The following is a 17,538-nucleotide window of genomic DNA, read 5'->3' as shown; positions in this document are numbered from 1 at the left end:
GCGCGAACCTGCCCCGAAAGGACGCGAATCGCAAGCACGGATTTGCCGCGCTGCGGCGTCAAAGCCCGTCCCAGATCAGCTTGGCCGAAACCGGAATCAGCGCCCAGGTGATGAAGCCATAAAAGACGCGCGGCGACATGCGCCGCACCAGCCACAGCCCGGCCAGCACCCCCAGCACGCCCGGCACCATCAGCACCGCGGCGATCGACAGGTTATGCGCCGAAAGCTGGCCCAGCATGGCATAGGGGATCAGCTTCACCGCATTGCAGATGGCAAAGAAGATCGTCGTGGTGCCGGCATAGGTCAGCGGCGCCATGCATAGCGGCTGGGCATAGACCTGATAGGGCGCGGCCCCGGAATGCGACACGAAACTGGTATAGCCCGAAATCGTGCCCCACAGGCTGCCCGCCCCCCAGCGCGGCGGCCGGGCGCTGGCGCCCACCCGGCCGCGCAGCAGCGCGTTCAGCGCGAATGCCAGCCCGATCACGCCGACGATCAGCCCGACCTGCGCGTCGTCGACGTGATGGGCGGTGGCCCAGCCCAAGGCGATGCCGGTGATCGCCCCCGGCACCAGCGTCCGCAGCACCCGCGCATCGAAATCGCGGCGAAAGGCCACCAGCCCGCCGATGTCCGAGACGATATAGACCGGCAGCAGGATGCCCGCCGCCTGCACCGGCGACATGACCAGCGCCAGCAGCGGCACGGAAATGGTGCCGACCATGGACAGCCCGCCCTTGGCCAGCCCGATCGAAAAGGCGGCGATCACCGCCAGCACCCAGCCCAGCATCTCCATCGCGCGCTCCCTTGTGGTGGCCCCCGGCCTAATCCAGGGCCGCGTCCGCGGCAATCCGTCCCCGTTCCGGCGATGTTAGCGATTGACACCGCTAGATTCCGCAACGCGGCCCGCGCCAAGGCTTGCGATTCTCATCCCGAGGGACTAGGCCACCGCGCGAACCATCATGGAAATCGGAGGTTATCATGGCCCGACCCAAGATCGCACTTATCGGTGCGGGACAGATCGGCGGAACTCTGGCGCATCTGGCCGCGATGAAGGAACTGGGCGACGTCGTCCTGTTCGACATCGCCGAAGGCACGCCCCAGGGCAAGGCGCTGGACATCGCGCAATCGGGCCCGTCCGAGGGTTTCGACGCCGTCATGAAGGGCGCCAACGATTATGCCGACATCGCCGGCGCCGATGTCTGCATCGTCACCGCAGGCGTTCCCCGCAAGCCGGGCATGAGCCGCGACGACCTCTTGGGCATCAACCTCAAGGTCATGAAATCCGTGGGCGAGGGCATCAGGCAGCACGCCCCGAACGCCTTTGTCATCTGCATCACCAACCCGCTGGACGCGATGGTCTGGGCGCTGCGCGAATTCAGCGGCCTGCCGCATGAAAAGGTCGTCGGCATGGCCGGCGTGCTGGATTCGGCCCGCTTCCGCCATTTCCTGTCGCTGGAATTCGGCGTCTCGATGCGCGACGTGACCGCCTTTGTGCTGGGCGGCCATGGCGACACCATGGTGCCGCTGACCCGCTATTCCACCGTCGGCGGCATCCCGCTGCCCGATCTGGTCAAGATGGGCTGGACCACCCAGGACAAGCTGGACGCCATCGTGCAGCGCACCCGCGACGGCGGGGCCGAGATCGTCGGTCTGCTGAAAACCGGCTCGGCCTTCTATGCGCCCGCGACTTCGGCGATCGAGATGGCGGAAGCCTATCTCAAGGACCAAAAGCGCGTGCTGCCCTGCGCCGCCTATGTCGAGGGCGCCTATGGGCTGGACGGGCTTTATGTCGGCGTGCCGACCGTGATCGGCGCCGGCGGCATTGAGCGGGTGATCGACATCACCCTGGACCGCGACGAACAGGTGATGTTCGACAAGTCCGTGGATGCGGTCAAAGGGCTGGTCGCGGCCTGCAAGGGCATCGACGCCACTCTGGCCTGACCCGCCGGTCATTCGCGCATCCTGGAAAACCCCGCGCATTCCGCGGGGTTTTTTCATGCCCGGCCGGATCCCCTTTGGCGTCCGCAGCCCGCCCGGCCCGCCGGGGGAATCGCACCGGATCGCGGTTGCGCGCCCCTGCGGTCACGCGGCGCGGCGCGGTGCCGCAGGCTTTGTGATCACGCCCTTTGAAACTGTGATCACAAAAGGCGAAATCCCGCCTGTTTTCACTGTTCCGCCGATCATAGGGCTATGGAACCGGCGCGGAATATGGCACAAGCCCCGCCAACCGACAACTGCGGGGGAAGACCATGAACATCCATGAATACCAGGCCAAGGCGTTGCTGCGCCAATACGGCGCGCCGGTCTCGGACGGGCGGGTGGTGATGAAGGCGGACGAAGCCAAGGCGGCGGCGGGGGAACTCGACGGGCCGCTTTGGGTCATCAAGGCCCAGATCCATGCCGGCGGTCGCGGCAAGGGTCATTTCAAGGAAAAGGAAGCCGGTGAAAAAGGCGGCGTCCGCCTGGCGAAATCCGTGGCCGAGGCCGAGGAGCTGACCCGCCAGATGCTGGGCCGCACCCTGGTCACCCACCAGACGGGCGAGACCGGCAAGCAGGTCAACCGCATCTATATCGAAGACGGCAGCGACATCGAGCGCGAACTGTATCTGGCGCTGCTGGTCGACCGCGGCACCTCGCGCGTCAGCTTCGTCGCCTCGACCGAAGGCGGCATGGACATCGAGGAAGTCGCGGCCTCGACCCCGGAAAAGATCGTCAGCTTCAGCGTCGATCCGGCCTCCGGCCTGTCCGATTTCCACGGCCGCCGCGTGGCCTTTGCCCTGGGCCTGAAGGGCGCGCAGGTCAAGCAATGCGTGGCGCTGGTCCGGAACCTGTATCGCATGTTCATCGAAAAGGACATGGAGATGCTGGAGATCAACCCGCTGATCGTGATGAAGGACGGCAATCTCAAGGCGCTGGACGCCAAGATGGGCTTTGACAACAACGCCCTTTACCGCCAGCCCGACATCCTGGCGCTGCGCGACGAGACCGAGGAAGACCCCAAGGAACTGGCTGCCTCGAAATTCGACCTGAACTATATCGCCCTGGACGGCGAGATCGGCTGCATGGTGAACGGCGCCGGCCTGGCGATGGCCACGATGGACATCATCAAGCTGTTCGGGGCCGAGCCCGCGAACTTCCTGGACGTCGGCGGCGGCGCCACCAAGGAAAAGGTGACCGAGGCGTTCAAGATCATCACCAGCGATCCGAATGTCAAAGGCATCCTGGTCAACATCTTCGGCGGCATCATGCGCTGCGACATCATCGCGGAAGGCATCATCGCCGCGGTGAAGGAAGTGGGCCTGCAAGTCCCGCTGGTCGTGCGGCTTGAGGGCACGAACGTCGATCTGGGCAAGAAGATCATCAGCGAGTCGGGCCTGAACGTGATCGCGGCCGACGACCTGTCGGACGCCGCGCAGAAGATCGTCAAGGCGGTGAAGGGCTAATGCGGATCGCGGTGATTTGTATGCTGAGCGCGGCCAGTCTTTCTGCCTGCACGAACTACGAAGGCATTCCGGCCGGTGCTGAAAATGCGCCTGAAGTCGTGCCGGCTGCGGCTCAAGCACCGTTTGACAGGGCTGAACAGCTACGAATTGCCACGCGAGCCTGTCTTGCAAGCGAATTGCAGGGGCCACAAACCCTGCAATCACTGCTTGGACAGGGCTATACGATCACGCGGGAATGGACGGGCGCCTACTCCTATACCCGAATGGAACCTGTTGCGGGCAAAGGCCTGTTCGAGAAGGTCGACATCATAAAGGTCAGCGACCCTAATGGACCAATCCCATGTGACATCGACGTCAGGCGTGACGTGGGATATTCGTCATTCCGCACGGTCCATTCGGAAATGATTGCCCAAGGCTACCAGCCGGTGGCCGACAATGGAGGGCGTTCGACCTTTACGAAAGGCGATATCAGTTTCAGCCTCTCCGGCAGATACAGCCATTCCGAGCCGCTGGCGACCATCACGCTAAGCCGAGATACGAAATGATGCGGGCATAGGCCCGCATGAACTTGATTTTTGCAGGAGGCTTGAATGGCCGTTCTCGTCAACAAAGACACCAAAGTCATCTGCCAGGGGATCACCGGGTCCCAGGGCACCTTCCACACCGAACAGGCGATCGCCTATGGCACGCAGATGGTCGGCGGCGTGACCCCCGGCAAGGGCGGCAGCACGCATCTTGACCTGCCGGTCTTCAACTCGGTCCACGAGGCCGTGGCGAAAACCGGCGCCAATGCGACCGTGATCTATGTCCCGCCGCCCTTTGCGGCCGATTCGATCCTGGAAGCCATCGACGCGGAAATCCCGCTGATCGTCGCCATCACCGAAGGTATCCCGGTGCTGGACATGATGAAGGTCAAGCGCGCGCTGCAAGGGTCGCAATCGCGCCTGATCGGGCCGAACTGCCCCGGCATCATGACGCCCGACGAATGCAAGATCGGCATCATGCCGGGCAGCATCTTCAAGCGCGGCTCGGTCGGCGTCGTGTCGCGTTCCGGCACGCTGACCTATGAAGCGGTCAAGCAGACTTCGGACGTGGGCCTGGGCCAGTCCTCGGCCGTGGGCATCGGCGGCGACCCGATCAAGGGCATGGAGCATATCGACGTGCTGCGCATGTTCCTGGACGACCCGGAAACCGAGTCGATCATCATGATCGGCGAGATCGGCGGCTCGGCCGAGGAAGAGGCGGCCGAGTTCCTGGCCGAGCAGAAGCGCAAGGGCAAGTGGAAGCCCACCGCCGGCTTCATCGCCGGGCGCACCGCGCCCAAGGGCCGCCGCATGGGCCATGCCGGGGCCATCGTCTCGGGCGGCAAGGGCGACGCGGAGTCGAAGATCGAGGCGATGAAATCCGCCGGGATCATCGTCGCCGACAGCCCCGCCGGCCTGGGCGAGGCGGTGCTGAAGGCCCTGGGCCGCTGACATACGGCAAGGGTTTTTGACTTGGGCGCAGCCCCAGCCTACCATACCATGGGCTGCGCCAGACCTTAGCAGCAGGTGCCAGATTGGACCGCCGTCGTCGCCAGATCGCCGCCAGACCCGCCGGGGCAATGCCCTGCCCGGCGCGCGGCGCTGCCCCTCCCGAAACGGGTGCGGCATGAATCAGCGGCACATTCTTGCAGCCCCGGCCAGGGCGGCGCAGGGCTGGGCGCTCTGCGTCTCGACCTACAACCGCGGCAAGCTGCTTTGCGATTGCGTCCGCGCCGCGCTGGCTTCGACCGAGCGGCCGGCGGAAATCGTCATCGTCGACGCCAGCGCCCATTGGCTGCGCCACCGCCAGGATGTCGAGGCGGTGATCGCCCAGGCCGGCGGCTGTCCGCTGACCTATGTGCCGGCGCTGCGCAAGTCGCTGACCGTCCAGCGCAATCAGGCCGTATCGCTGGCGCGGGCCGATATCCTGTTCATGATCGACGACGATGCGCTGCTGCATGCCGATTGCGCCGCGCGGATCATGGCGCATTATCGCGCCGATACCCAGGGCCGCATCGCCGCCATCTCGGCCCGCAACGCGCCGCTTGGCGGGTCGGCCGGCCTGGACGAATTGAAACAGACCAACCGCGCCGGCGGGCTGGTCGAGGGTCGGACCGGCCCGATGCAGCGCGGCATCGACCTGGTCCTGCGCCATCTGCTGATGATTCCGGCCGAACAGCGCTTCCTGGCCTATGACCGCCCCGAACGGCGCTGGCAGGGCGACCCGGCCCTGCCCCAGGGGCTGCTGCGCGTCGACTTCATCATAGGCTTCGCCCTGACCCTTCGCCGCGACCTGGCGCTGCGCGAGCCCTTCGATGAGGGGCTGGTGGGCAGTTCCATCGCCGAGGACCTGGACGCCAGCTATCGCCTTGGCCGCCACGGGCTTCTGGCCATCGCCCCGGATGCGCTGATCCATCATCTGGAGGCCGCGGCCGGGCGCGACCGGCGCCGCGTCAATGCCGCGCTGGCGCTGCTCAACATCGCCTATTTCGTGCGCCGCCATTCCCAGCGCCAGGGCCGCGACCTGGCCCGCTATGCGCTATGGTATCTGCGCATGACGCTGGCCGAGCTGCCCAAGGACCTGGCCGGCGGCCGCTGGGACCTGCCGCAGTTTCGCGGCGCGCTGCTGGCCGGGCGCAACCTGCCTGCCCTGCTGCGCCAGCCGCGGGCCGCGCTGCCGGCATGGTATCAGGATCTTCAGACCAGGCTGATGACCGGGGCGCTGCCCGGCCCCAGCCAGAACGATGCGACAGCACCCGATACGGGCGCGAACGGATAGGACTTCCCGGAGGCAAGCCATGAACGATCAATCACCAAATTCGGCCTTCCACGATTCAAGCTTTCTACAGGGCCATAACGCGGCCTATGTCGAACAGCTTTACGGGCAATGGGCCCAGAACCCGGCTGCGGTGGATCAGGCGTGGGACGCCTTCTTCCGCAGCCTGGGCGACGACGAGGCCACCGTCACCCGCGAAGCCAAGGGCGCAAGCTGGGGCCGCGCCGACTGGCCGCCGGTGCCCGCCGACGACACCACCGCGGCGCTGACCGGCGAATGGCCGATGCTGCCCAAGACCGAGGCCAAGGCGGCGCTGGACAAGATCGCCGCCAAGGCCGGCGAAAAGGGCGTCAGCCTGACCGACGAGCAGCTCAAGCGCGCGGTGCTGGACAGCGTCCGGGCCATCATGCTGATCCGCGCCTTCCGCATCCGCGGCCACCTGCATGCCGCGCTGGACCCGCTGAACATGCGCGAGGTTCCCGATCACGGCGAACTTGACCCAAAGACCTATGGCTTCACCGAGGGCGACCTGGACCGGCCGATCTTCATCGACAATGTCCTGGGCCTGCAAATCGCCACGATCCGGCAGATCGTGGACCTGATGAAGCGCACCTATTGCGGCACCTTCGCGCTGCAATTCATGCATATCTCGAACCCCGAGGAAGCCGGCTGGCTGAAAGAGCGGATCGAGGGCTATGGCAAGGAAATCGCCTTTACCCGCGAAGGCCGCCGTGCCATCCTCAACAAGCTGGTCGAGGCTGAGGGCTTCGAAAAGTTCCTGCATGTCAAATACATGGGCACCAAGCGCTTCGGCCTTGACGGCGGCGAGGCGCTGATCCCCGCGATGGAACAGATCATCAAGCGCGGCGGCGCGCTTGGCGTCAAGGAGGTGGTGGTCGGCATGCCGCATCGCGGCCGCCTGTCGGTCCTGGCCAATGTCATGGGCAAGCCCTATCGCGCCATCTTCCACGAATTCCAGGGCGGCAGCTACAAGCCCGACGACGTGGACGGCTCGGGCGACGTGAAATATCACCTCGGCGCCTCGTCCGACCGCACCTTTGACGACAATACGGTCCACCTGTCGCTGACCGCGAACCCCTCGCACCTGGAGGCGGTGAACCCGGTTGTGCTGGGCAAGGTCCGCGCCAAGCAGGACCAGATGTCCGACCAGGCCTATCGCACGGCGGTGGTGCCGATCCTGCTGCATGGCGATGCGGCCTTTGCCGGCCAGGGCATCGTTGCGGAATGCTTCCAGCTTTCCGGGATCAAGGGCCACCGCACCGGCGGCTGCATCCATATCGTGGTGAACAACCAGATCGGCTTTACCACCGCGCCGCATTTCAGCCGCACCTCGCCCTATCCGACCGATATCGCGCTGATGGTCGAGGCGCCGATCTTCCACGTCAACGGCGACGACCCCGAGGCGGTGGTCCATGCCGCGCGCGTCGCCATCGAGTTCCGGCAAAAGTTCCACAAGGACGTGGTCATCGACATCTTCTGCTATCGCCGCTTCGGTCACAACGAAGGCGACGAGCCGATGTTCACCAACCCGGTGATGTACAAGGCGATCAAGGGCCACAAGACCACGCTGCAACTTTACACCGAACGGCTGGTGGCCGACGGCCTGGTCCCCGAGGGCGAGATCGAAGAGATGAAGGCCGCCTTCCAGTCGCATCTGAACGCAGAGTTCGAGATCGGCAAGAACTTCAAGCCGAACAAGGCGGACTGGCTCGACGGCAAATGGTCCGGCCTTGAAGCGGGCGACGCCGAGGAGTCGCTGGGCCAGACCGGCATCGCGCCCGAAACCATGGCCGAGATCGGGGCGGCGCTGACCCGTGCTCCCGAAGGGTTCGACCTGCACCGGACCGTCGGCCGCCTGCTGGACGCCAAGAAGCAGATGCTGGACACCGGCAAGGGCTTCGACTGGGCCACGGGCGAGGCGCTGGCCTTTGGCTCGCTGCTGGTCGAGGGGCATCCGGTGCGGCTGGCCGGGCAGGATTCGACCCGCGGCACCTTTTCGCAGCGCCATTCCGCCCTGGTCGATCAGGCCACCGAAGAGCGTCACTATCCGCTGAACCACATCCGCGGCGGGCAGGCGCGCTACGAGGTCATCGACTCGATGCTGTCGGAATATGCGGTGCTGGGCTTCGAATACGGCTATTCCCTGGCCGAGCCCAACACCCTGACCCTGTGGGAGGCGCAGTTCGGCGACTTCGCCAACGGCGCGCAGATCATGTTCGACCAGTTCATCAACTCGGGCGAAAAGAAATGGCTGCGCATGTCGGGCCTGGTGATGCTGATGCCGCATGGATACGAGGGCCAGGGCCCCGAACACAGCTCGGCCCGGCTGGAACGCTGGTTGCAGATGTCCGCCGAGGACAACTGGATCGTCGCCAACTGCACCACGCCAGCGAACTATTTCCACATCCTGCGCCGGCAGTTGAAGCGGCCCTTCCGCAAGCCGCTGGTGCTGATGACGCCGAAATCGCTGCTGCGCCATCCGCTTGCAGTCTCGACCGCGGACGAGTTCCTGACCGGCTCGACCTTCAACCGGGTGCTGGCGGATGATGCGGATCGCGGCAAGTCCGAGTTCAAGCTGGTCCCGGACGACAAGATCCGCCGCGTGGTGATCTGTTCGGGCAAGGTCTATTACGACCTGTTGCAGGCCCGCGACGCCGCCGGCGCCGAGGATGTCTATATCCTGCGGCTGGAGCAGTTCTATCCCTTCCCGGCCCAGTCGATGTCCAAGGAGCTGGAACGCTTCAAGGATGCCGAGATCGTCTGGTGCCAGGAGGAACCCAAGAACCAGGGCGGCTGGAGCTTTGTCGAGCCGAACATCGAATGGGTGCTGTCGCGCATCGGCGCCAGCCATGGCCGCGCCCGCTATGTCGGCCGCGCTGCTGCCGCGTCGCCCGCCACCGGCCTTGCCTCGCGCCACAAGCTCGAGCAGGAGGCGCTGGTCGAGGAAGCCATCACCATCGGCGGGGCATGAGGATGGCGGTCGAACTGCGCGTTCCCACGCTGGGGGAATCGGTATCCGAGGCGACGGTGGCCACCTGGTTCAAGAAACCAGGCGACCGCGTGGCCGTTGATGAGATGCTGTGCGAGCTGGAAACCGACAAGGTGACGGTCGAGGTCCCCTCGCCCGTCGCGGGCAAGCTGGCCGAGATCGTCGCCCCCGAAGGCGCGGTGGTCGCGCCCAATGCGCTGCTGGCGCAGATCATGGAACAGGGCGATGCCGGCCCGGAAGAAATGTTGCCCAAGGCTGATGCGGGCACCAAGGCTCAGGAAGGACAGAGGAAAATGAGCGGAAAACCCGTCGATGTGATGGTGCCCACCCTGGGCGAAAGCGTGACCGAAGCCACGGTCGCGACCTGGTTCAAGAAGGTCGGCGACGCAGTCGCACAGGACGAGATGCTGTGCGAACTGGAAACCGACAAGGTCTCGGTCGAGGTGCCGGCCCCCGCCGCGGGCGTGCTGGCCGAAATCCTGGCGCCTGAGGGCGCGACGGTCGATGCCAGCGCCAAGCTGGCGATCATCACCGAAGGCGCGGCAGGCGCCGCCCCCGCGCCCAAGACCGAGGCCCCGGCGGCGGCCGCGGCCGCCGTGCAATCGCCCGGCGCCGGCCCGGAAACGCCCGCGCCGCGCAAGGATGTCGAGGACGCCCCTTCGGCCAAGAAGGCCATGGCCGAGGCGGGAGTCAGCCGCGATGCCGTCACCGGCACCGGCCGCGACGGCCGGGTGATGAAGGAAGACGTGGCCCGCGCGGCTGCGGCCCCTGCTGCCGCCTCGCCCGCGCCTGCCCCGGCCCAGGCCCCGCGCGCGCCCAGTTCCGCCGATGACGCCGCGCGCGAGGAACGCGTCAAGATGACCCGCCTGCGCGCCACCATCGCCCGCCGGCTCAAGGATGCGCAGAACACCGCCGCCATGCTGACCACCTATAACGAGGTGGACATGAAGGCGGTCATGGACCTGCGCAACACCTACAAGGAGCAGTTCGAAAAGAAGCACAAGGTCAAGCTGGGCTTCATGTCCTTCTTCGTGAAGGCCTGCTGCCACGCGCTGAAGGAAGTGCCCGAGGTCAATGCCGAGATCGACGGCGGCGACATCGTCTACAAGAACTTCGTCCATATGGGCGTGGCGGTCGGCACGCCGAACGGGCTGGTGGTCCCGGTGGTGCGCGACGCCGAGCAGAAAAGCTTTGCCCGGATCGAAAAAGAGATCGGCGAGCTGGGCCTGCGCGCCCGCGACGGCAAGCTGACCTTGGCGGAAATGCAGGGCGGCACCTTCACCATCTCGAATGGCGGCGTCTATGGCTCGCTGATGTCCTCGCCGATCCTGAACCCGCCGCAATCAGGTATTCTGGGGATGCACAAGATCCAGGACCGCCCCGTGGTGGTGGACGGGCAGATCACCATCCGGCCGATGATGTATCTGGCGCTGAGCTATGACCACCGCATCGTGGACGGCAAGGGCGCCGTGACCTTCCTGGTGCGGGTGAAAGAGGCGCTGGAGGATCCGCGCCGCCTGCTGATGGATCTGTGATCGTCTTGGGGCGCGGCCTCGGCCGCGCTCCTTTACCACCTTGCCGGATAGCATGTTGTCGTTCCTCCCGATCCCTGTTCTGATCTGCTTTATCCGCGCGGTTTCGCCGCCGCATCGGAGCGCCCCGCATGGCTAAAGACGCAGCCGCTCACGCCATGGGCTCGGTTTTCCTTGGGCCGGCGCTGCGGCCCGGTCCTGCCGCCGCACAGGCCGAAGCATTGCACCAGGCCTATCCGCAGGACTTTTCCGCGCCCGAGGCGGCGGCGCAGTTCCTGCGCAGCATCCACATGCCCGCCAGCTTCCGCTGGGCCTTCCTGAACAACGGCAAATCGGGCACCAGTTCGGCCCGGCGCCTGCTGTTCGAACTGGAATTCGGAGTGCCCCTGACCGCGAAATGGGACGTTCCCGGCGACATCAACTCCGATGCGATCGTGCATCACATGCAGGGACCGGCCGGGATCCTGCGGCCGGCCCTGGTGATCCCGAACGGCGTGGCGCGGCTGGAATCGGCACTGCGCATCACCACGGTCCGCCATCCCGTCGATCGCGCGCTTTCGGGCTTTGACTATCTCTGCCGGTCCCATGAGCTACGCCACGGCTGGTTCTCGGCGGACCGGTTGCGCATGAACGCCATGGTCGGTTTCGACTGGTCCCGCCATCCGCGCACGGAACAGGGTTTCGCGCGCTTCCTGCACTATGTCGCCCGCATCCGGGCAGAGGCCGGCAGCATGTCGGTCGATCCGCATTGGCGCGCGCAGATCGAAAACATCCGGCCGGCGATCTTCCGTCCCGATTTGATCGGTCGTGTCGAGGACATGCCGGGCTTTTTCGCCGAACTGGCCACTCGGCTGGATCGTCCGCTACCCGAGGATAACGATCGCACCGCCTCGAACCAGCAGGATCACCGCAGCGAGCGCAGCGCCCTGCTGAGCGCCGCGAACCGGGCCGCGATCCGCGAACTCTATGCCGCGGATTTCGAATGGCTGGGCTACGACCCGGAGGATCGCTGATGGTGCATAAGCCTTTCTCGATGGGACGGCGCGAAGCAACCCAAGCGGCGGTTCTTCCGTTGAGCGGCTGGTCGAACAGTGCTCCTTCCCAGGCGCGCGATGAAAAGCCGAAAGGATGAAACCATGCAGATGATCGCCCATTACAGCATCGCCGATTACGCCCGCTTCCGCGCCGCCTTCGACGCGGATGCCGAGGATCGCGGCAATAACGGCCTGTCGCTTTTGCAGCTATGGCGCGAGAGTGATCGCAGCGCCTGGGCGCTGTTCCAGATCGGCGATGCCGACGCCGCCAGGGCCTACCTGGAGGGCGCGGCGGGCGTCTTCAACAGCCAGGCCGGCGTCTCGGCCACGCAATTCCATTTCGTCGAGACCGCCTGATGGCCGCCGAGACCACCGCCCTGGCGCTGGCCGCGCTGCTGCAAGCCGTGCAGATCGGCCTGGCCGGCGCCGCGATGAACCGCGATGTCGGCGCGAAATGGAACGCCAGCCCGCGCGACACCCAGCCGGAATTTTCTGCCCTGACCGGCCGGCTGCGCCGCGCCGTGGACAACCATTTCCAGGGGCTGGTCCTGTTCACCATCGCCGTGCTGCTGGTGGTGCTGTCGGATGCCAGTTCGGCCCTGACCGTGCTGTGCGCCTGGACCTATCTGCTGGCGCGGCTGCTTTATGTTCCCGCCTATGCCTATGGCTGGACGCCCTGGCGCTCGGTCATCTGGGGGGTGGGGTTCGTCGCCACGCTGGCGATGATCGTGACCACCTTATTCACCTGAATCGAACGGGCGGCACCGCGAAAGGTGCCGCGAACTGCAAGGAGACCTGAATGTCCACCTATGACCTGATCGTGATCGGCGCCGGTCCCGGCGGCTATGTCTGTGCGATCCGCGCCGCCCAGCTGGGCCTGAAGGTCGCCTGCGTCGAGGGGCGCGAGACGCTGGGCGGCACCTGCCTGAACGTCGGCTGCATCCCCTCCAAGGCGCTGCTGCATGCCAGCCACATGCTGCACGAAACCCACGAGAATTTCGAAAAGATGGGCCTGATGGGCGCCAAGCCCAAGGTCGATTGGGACAAGATGCAGGGCTACAAGGCCGAGACGGTCGCCGGCAACACCAAGGGCATCGAGTTCTTGTTCAAGAAGAACAAGATCGACTGGCTGAAAGGCTGGGCCAGCATCGAGGGCGCCGGCAAGGTCAAGGTGGGCGAAACGGTCCACGAGACGAAGAACATCGTCATCGCCACCGGCTCGGAACCGGCCAGCCTGAAGGGGGTGACGGTCGACAATGACGCCGGCGTGGTGGTCGATTCGACCGGCGCGCTGTCCCTGCCCAGGATCCCCAAGTCGATGGTGGTGATCGGCGCCGGGGTGATCGGGCTGGAACTGGGCTCGGCCTATGCCCGGCTGGGCGCCGAGGTGACGGTGGTCGAGTTCCTGGACGCCATCACCCCCGGCATGGACGGCGAGGTGCAAAAGCAGTTCCAGAAGATCCTGGCCAAGCAGGGGCTGAAATTCGTCCTGGGCGCCGCGGTGTCCGAGGTCGAGGTCGAAAAGGGCAAGGCCGAAGTCACCTATAAGCTGCGCAAGGACGACAGCGAGCATGAGATCAAGGCCGAATGTGTGCTGGTCGCCACCGGCCGCCGCCCCCATGTCGCCGGGCTGGGCCTCGACACGGTCGGCGTGGCGCTGACCGATCGCGGCTTCGTCCAGATCGACGAGCATTGGCAGACCAGCGTCCAGGGCATCTATGCCATCGGCGACGCGGTGCCCGGCCCGATGCTGGCCCACAAGGCCGAGGACGAGGGCATGGCGGTGGCCGAGGTCATCGCCGGCAAGCACGGCCATGTGAATTACGACGTGATCCCCGGCGTGATCTATACCACGCCCGAGGTCGCCTCGGTCGGCCTGACCGAGGAAGCCGCCAAGGAAAGCGGCCGCAAGGTCAAGGTGGGCAAGTTCCCCTTCATGGGCAATGCCCGCGCCAAGGCCCTGTTCCAGGCCGAGGGCTTCGTCAAGATGATCACGGACGCCGAAACCGACCGGGTGCTGGGCTGCCACATCATCGGCCCGAATGCCGGCGAGATGATCCACGAGGTCTGCGTGGCGATGGAATTCGGCGCCTCGGCCCAGGACATCGCGCTGACCTGCCACGCCCATCCGACCTGCTCGGAAGCGGTGCGCGAGGCGGCCTTGGCCTGCGGCGGTGGTGCAATTCACGCCTGATCGGCGGATCGGCACCGAAACCGCCGCCGCATCGCGGCGGGTTTCCGCCGATGGACCGCCCCTGAACCGGGCGGTCCTGTCTTTTGATTTCCCCGACTCTGGCGGCTGGGGCTAAGCCCTTGGTCAATGAAAAGACCCAAATCACCAAGCCGAGGGGCAGTCATGAAATCCATGATCGGAGCACTGGTGCTGGGCGGCGTGCTGGCCGTCGGCGCCTGCGGCGACAACCGGGTCGATCCCGACCGCCGCTATCTGGTCGAACCGCGCGCCTCGGCGGCCCAGACCGCCAGGCTGCACCCGAACGAGACGCCTGAACTGCGCCGGCTGATCAACAAATACGCCGCCGCATACGATGTGCCGGCCGATCTGGTGCATCGCGTCATCATCCGCGAATCGACCCACCGGCCCGGCGCGCGCAACGGCCCCTATTACGGGCTGATGCAGATCCTGCCCGCCACCGCGCGCGGCATGGGCTATCAGGGCACGTCGGCGGGGCTGCTGGATGCCGAGACGAACCTGAAATACGGCGTCAAGTATCTGCGCGGCGCCTATATGGTTGCCGACGGCAATTACGACGGCGCGGTGAAGTGGTATTCCCGCGGCTATTACTACGAAGCCAAGCGCAAGGGGCTGCTGGAAGAAACCGGCCTGCGCTAGGCTCCGGTCGTTGTGAGATAAACAACAGCCCGCCGCGAGGTGGGCTTTTTGTTGAGGAACACCAGATTCTGCTATACGGGACATCGCTGCCGTTCTCGACGGACACTTAAACAGCCGAAGTTCGAGTCGATTTTTTTAGAAGGAGCCGTTGACCGGTGCCCGGCGATCGGAAAAGGCTGTATTGGTGCCGCTACGCGGCTGCCCTATTCTCCGGAACCCAGAATGAAAATTTTGAACGCCTCTTTCTTTTCCGTTGCTGCCTTCGCCCTTGTTGGACATTCCTCTGCATCAGCGGCCGACATCCAGATTACACAGGGGGATGCGACAACACCGTCCATCATCGACATCACCGGACCAATCGAAAGCGGAGACGCCGACCGGTTCTATGATCTTTCGCAACGAACCGAGAAGGCTATCGTCTTTCTCCAGTCGCCAGGAGGCTTGGTGGAGGAGGGATTGTCAATCGCAGCGGAAATTGGGCAACGCGGCTTTACTACGATCGTAGCGCCGGGGGGCGAATGCCACTCGATTTGCGCCGTGATCTGGGTCAGTGGCGGCAGCCGAATGATGGACAGCACCTCGACAATCGGTGTGCACGCGGCCTACCGCAACCAGGCGTCGGAAGATGGGACATCGCTGGCATCGGAGTCCGGTGTCGCCAACGCCGACATCGGCTCCTTCCTCACGCATGTGGGCCTTTCGCGGGAGGCCATTCGTTATTTTACGACAGCCGGACCGAATGACGTCCTGCCTATAACGCCGGAGATTGCTCAACGACTCGACATCGATACAGCTGTTACCGAGGGCGGTCAGATTAGAATGCCGGAGGAGAGGCCGACGCCGCGTCGTCTCGCTTGGCAATCGGCTACCTATATTGGTCTGAGCGGCGACTGCGCCCCGCTCCTCGGTCTCGACGCCGCGTTCCTGCAGGAGCAGGGCGGCCAGAGGCTCCGACTTGGACACGAGCTTTTCGGTGGCGAGCTCTTTGCTAGTTTGGTTCCGGAGATGAGTAGCCGGGTCAATTCGATAAAAGCAAGCATGGCGCTGAAAGACTGGTGCACTGGCGCTGCGACGGACCTTCACGAGGAGGGTATGTCAGTCGGCATTGCCGGGCCAGGCTACGATTGCGCCAATGCAGCGACTATCACCGAACGGGCGATCTGCGGCAGCTTCGAGCTGTGGCTGGAGGACAGGGCTTTGGGCTCGATCTACTCAATTCTTCGTAATGTGAGCAGCGGTGAAGAGCGCAGCGCACTGGCGCAGAAGCAGCACAGTTGGATCAGCCAGCGAGACCGTTGCGGCAGTGATGTCGACTGTATTCTGGACCGTTACAGGGCTTGGTTTCTGGATCTAAGTCTGATCGCGGCGAGGGCGAATTAACCCTTTTATGCAAAAACAGGGAACTTGCTTCCCTGCGAGCCGATTGGCACAGGAGATGGAGATGTACGGTCAGGTGGAGAAATGAACTAGGGTCTTCAGTAAGGTCCACCGCGCATCTGCATGTGACGGAAAAGGCCCGCCTCCTACCCCCGCCGCTGATACCGAATAAGCCCCGACTTCATCGCCACCCGGTCGTAAAGCATCCGCCCCGCGTAATTGTCCTCGGCCGTCAGCCAATAGACGGCGGGGATGCCGGCCCGGTCGGCCTGGGCATAGACGCCCTCGATCAGCGACCGGGCAATGCCGCGGCCGCGGGCCTGGGGGGCGGTGAACAGGTCCTGTAGATAGCAGACGCCTTCGTCGCGCCACAGGTTCGGGTGAAAGACGTAATGCGCCAGGCCCAGCAGCCGCCCGTCCGCCTCGGCCACCAGCCCGTGAAAATCGCGCGGATCATCCGCCATCAACCGGGCAAAGGCGCGGTCGTAAAACGCCGCCGGCCGGTCTTTGAAGCCATAGAACGCCTGATAGTCCCGGTAGAGCCGCTGCCAGTCTTCGCGGTCTTCGGGTCCCAGGGCGCGGATCATCGCGGCCACCCTTAGCGTTGACGCCGCGCCATGAAGGCCAGCCGCTCGAACAGCGCCACGTCCTGCTCGTTCTTCAGCAGCGCGCCATGCAGCTTGGGCAGCATCTCGCCGGCGGGGCGCTTCAGATCCTCGGGCGCCAGGTCCTCGGCCAGGATCAGCTTGAGCCAGTCCAGAAGCTCGCTGGTCGAGGGTTTCTTCTTCAGCCCCTGCACCTCGCGCAGTTCCAGGAACTGGCTCAGCGCCTCGTCCAGCAGCCGCGGTTTCAGGCCGGGATAATGCACCTCGACGATGCGCTTCAGCGTCTCGGCATCGGGAAAGCGGATATAGTGGAAAAAGCAGCGGCGCAGGAAAGCGTCCGGCAGTTCCTTTTCGTTGTTCGAGGTGATGATGACCACCGGCCGATGCCGCGCCCGCACCAGTTCGCCGGTCTCGTAGACATGGAACTCCATGCGGTCGAGTTCCTGTAGCAGGTCGTTCGGGAACTCGATATCGGCCTTGTCGATCTCGTCGATCAGCAGCACCACCTTGCCCGGTGCGTCGAAGGCCTGCCACAGCTTGCCCTTGCGGATGTAATTGGCGATGTCGTGAACCCGCGCCTCGCCAAGCTGGCTGTCGCGCAGCCGCGACACGGCGTCGTATTCGTAAAGCCCCTGCTGCGCGCGGGTGGTCGATTTCACGTTCCATTCGACGATGGGCAGGTCCAGGCTGGCCGCCACCTGCCGCGCCAGTTCGGTCTTGCCGGTCCCCGGCTCGCCCTTGACCAGCAGCGGGCGTTCCAGCGTGATCGCCGCATTCACGGCCATGGCCAGGTCGGGCGCCGCAACATAAGTCTGGGTCGAGGAAAACTGCATCCGCCTGTCCTTTTTCGCATTCTGCGCGACCCTAGCCAGCGCCTGCCGGCTTCG

At 65.0% G+C, this 17,538-nt stretch carries 16 protein-coding genes; 13 read left to right on the top strand and 3 right to left on the bottom strand.

Annotated elements, in window-relative coordinates; all coding sequences use genetic code 11:
• Positions 1–58 precede the first annotated feature (58 nt).
• Positions 59–793 carry a sulfite exporter TauE/SafE family protein gene (locus F3H32_RS05500; RefSeq protein WP_115756636.1) on the bottom strand — a complete coding sequence of 245 codons (735 nt, stop codon included), beginning with the start codon at positions 791–793 and terminating at the stop codon, positions 59–61.
• A 185-nt stretch (positions 794–978) separates the two neighbouring features.
• On the opposite strand from F3H32_RS05500, the gene mdh reads away from it, so the two are divergent.
• From mdh to F3H32_RS05435, 13 genes are all read left to right on the top strand, one after another.
• Positions 979–1,941, top strand: a complete 963-nt coding sequence (gene mdh / locus F3H32_RS05495) for a malate dehydrogenase (RefSeq protein ID WP_149764970.1) — start codon at positions 979–981, stop codon at positions 1,939–1,941.
• A gap of 308 nt (positions 1,942–2,249) precedes the next feature.
• On the top strand, positions 2,250–3,443 hold the full coding sequence (gene sucC, locus F3H32_RS05490; RefSeq protein WP_115756634.1) for an ADP-forming succinate--CoA ligase subunit beta: 1,194 nt from the start codon (positions 2,250–2,252) through the stop codon (positions 3,441–3,443).
• Positions 3,443–3,988 (top strand): hypothetical protein, encoded by a 546-nt coding sequence (locus tag F3H32_RS05485; RefSeq protein ID WP_139293895.1) that lies wholly within the window; start codon positions 3,443–3,445, stop codon positions 3,986–3,988. Before sucC ends, F3H32_RS05485 begins: the two co-directional genes overlap by 1 nt.
• A 45-nt stretch (positions 3,989–4,033) precedes the next feature.
• Positions 4,034–4,918, top strand: coding sequence for a succinate--CoA ligase subunit alpha (gene sucD, locus F3H32_RS05480; RefSeq protein ID WP_149764969.1), 885 nt, complete (start codon positions 4,034–4,036; stop codon positions 4,916–4,918).
• 175 nt (positions 4,919–5,093) lie between these two features.
• Entirely contained in the window at positions 5,094–6,245 is a 1,152-nt protein-coding gene (locus F3H32_RS05475; RefSeq protein ID WP_149764968.1) for a glycosyltransferase family 2 protein, read from the top strand.
• 19 nt (positions 6,246–6,264) lie between these two features.
• Positions 6,265–9,234 (top strand): 2-oxoglutarate dehydrogenase E1 component, encoded by a 2,970-nt coding sequence (locus F3H32_RS05470; protein WP_149764967.1) that lies wholly within the window; start codon positions 6,265–6,267, stop codon positions 9,232–9,234.
• A 2-nt stretch (positions 9,235–9,236) separates the two neighbouring features.
• Positions 9,237–10,787 carry a 2-oxoglutarate dehydrogenase complex dihydrolipoyllysine-residue succinyltransferase gene (gene odhB, locus F3H32_RS05465; RefSeq protein WP_149764966.1) on the top strand — a complete coding sequence of 517 codons (1,551 nt, stop codon included), beginning with the start codon at positions 9,237–9,239 and terminating at the stop codon, positions 10,785–10,787.
• A 128-nt stretch (positions 10,788–10,915) separates the two neighbouring features.
• Positions 10,916–11,797, top strand: a complete 882-nt coding sequence (locus F3H32_RS05460; RefSeq protein ID WP_149764965.1) for a sulfotransferase family 2 domain-containing protein — start codon at positions 10,916–10,918, stop codon at positions 11,795–11,797.
• Between the two features lie 123 nt (positions 11,798–11,920).
• Positions 11,921–12,175 carry a hypothetical protein gene (locus F3H32_RS05455; RefSeq protein ID WP_149764964.1) on the top strand — a complete coding sequence of 85 codons (255 nt, stop codon included), beginning with the start codon at positions 11,921–11,923 and terminating at the stop codon, positions 12,173–12,175.
• Positions 12,175–12,567 (top strand): MAPEG family protein, encoded by a 393-nt coding sequence (locus tag F3H32_RS05450; protein ID WP_149764963.1) that lies wholly within the window; start codon positions 12,175–12,177, stop codon positions 12,565–12,567. Before F3H32_RS05455 ends, F3H32_RS05450 begins: the two co-directional genes overlap by 1 nt.
• A 50-nt stretch (positions 12,568–12,617) precedes the next feature.
• Entirely contained in the window at positions 12,618–14,012 is a 1,395-nt protein-coding gene (gene lpdA / locus F3H32_RS05445) for a dihydrolipoyl dehydrogenase (protein ID WP_149764962.1), read from the top strand.
• Between the two features lie 162 nt (positions 14,013–14,174).
• Positions 14,175–14,669 carry a lytic transglycosylase domain-containing protein gene (locus F3H32_RS05440; RefSeq protein ID WP_149764961.1) on the top strand — a complete coding sequence of 165 codons (495 nt, stop codon included), beginning with the start codon at positions 14,175–14,177 and terminating at the stop codon, positions 14,667–14,669.
• A 222-nt stretch (positions 14,670–14,891) separates the two neighbouring features.
• On the top strand, positions 14,892–16,049 hold the full coding sequence (locus F3H32_RS05435; RefSeq protein ID WP_149764960.1) for a lysozyme inhibitor LprI family protein: 1,158 nt from the start codon (positions 14,892–14,894) through the stop codon (positions 16,047–16,049).
• A 143-nt stretch (positions 16,050–16,192) separates the two neighbouring features.
• Here the strand turns inward: F3H32_RS05435 and F3H32_RS05430 are convergent, their stop codons facing one another.
• Entirely contained in the window at positions 16,193–16,633 is a 441-nt protein-coding gene (locus F3H32_RS05430; RefSeq protein WP_149764959.1) for a GNAT family N-acetyltransferase, read from the bottom strand.
• An 11-nt stretch (positions 16,634–16,644) separates the two neighbouring features.
• On the bottom strand, positions 16,645–17,484 hold the full coding sequence (locus tag F3H32_RS05425; RefSeq protein WP_149764958.1) for an AAA family ATPase: 840 nt from the start codon (positions 17,482–17,484) through the stop codon (positions 16,645–16,647).
• Positions 17,485–17,538 lie beyond the last annotated feature (54 nt).

The organism is Paracoccus thiocyanatus (genome assembly GCF_900156255.1).
Lineage (GTDB): Bacteria > Pseudomonadota > Alphaproteobacteria > Rhodobacterales > Rhodobacteraceae > Paracoccus > Paracoccus thiocyanatus.
This window is presented reverse-complemented; position numbering and strand designations above follow the sequence as displayed.